This window comes from Methylobacterium sp. WL116, from assembly GCF_008039455.1.
Classification (GTDB): Bacteria; Pseudomonadota; Alphaproteobacteria; order Rhizobiales; family Beijerinckiaceae; genus Methylobacterium.
On sequence record NZ_VRUV01000943.1, the window covers coordinates 1 to 930 of the forward strand.

General features: G+C 74.9%; 1 protein-coding gene. It reads right to left on the bottom strand.

The annotated features are described in order from the left end of the window. On the bottom strand, positions 1–882 hold an 882-nt coding region (locus FV223_RS28635; protein WP_246689858.1), incomplete at its 3' end, for a radical SAM protein. Positions 883–930 lie beyond the last annotated feature (48 nt).

Consider the following 930-nt stretch of genomic DNA (forward strand, 5'->3'; position numbering starts at 1 on the left):
CCTGCGCGCGGCGCGCCCCCGAACGATCTCGGGGGCCACGGGCGGCATCCGCGCGGCCGGGGTGCCCGGCCGGGGCGAATACGGGAAGACGTGGAGATGCGTCAGGCCGCATTCCGCGACGAGGTCGAGGGAGCGGGCGAACTGGTCCTCGGTCTCGGTCGGGAAGCCGGCGATCAGGTCGGCGCCGAACACCGCGTCCGGCCGCAACCGCCGCACCTCCCGGCAGAAGCGAATCGCGTCGGACCGCGCATGGCGCCGCTTCATCCGCTTCAGCACGAGGTCGTCGCCGGCCTGCAGCGACAGGTGCAGGTGCGGCATCAGCCGGGGCTCGTCGGCGAGCGCGCGCATCAGGGCGTCGTCGGCCTCGATCGAGTCGATCGAGGACAGGCGCAGGCGCGCGAGGTCCGGCACCGCGGCGAGGATCGCCAGCACCAGCGTGCCGAGGCTTTCGGACGCGCCGGCGAGGTCGCGGCCGTAGGCGGTGAGGTCGACGCCGGTGAGCACGACCTCGCGGCCGCCATGGGCGACGATGCGCGCCACCTGATCGATCACCGCCGCGGGCGCCACCGAGCGCGAGTGCCCGCGCCCGAACGGGATGACGCAGAAGGTGCAGCGGTGGTCGCAGCCGTTCTGCACGGGGACGAAGGCGCGGGTGTGCCCGGCCACGCCCGCGATCCGCGTCGGCGCGGCGTGGCGGGCGGCGAACACGTCGCCCACGGCATCGCGCGGACGGTCGGGGTCCGGCCCCCATGCGGCGGGGGAGAGCTTGTCGCCGTTGCCGACGAGGCGGGCGACCTCGGGCATCGCGGCGTAGGCCGCGGTCTCGATCTGCGCGCCGCAGCCGGTGACGACCTCGTGCTGAAGCGGATGAAGCGGCGCCATGCGCGGTCCGACGCGATTCGCTTCTGCCGGGAGGTGCGGCGGTTGCGG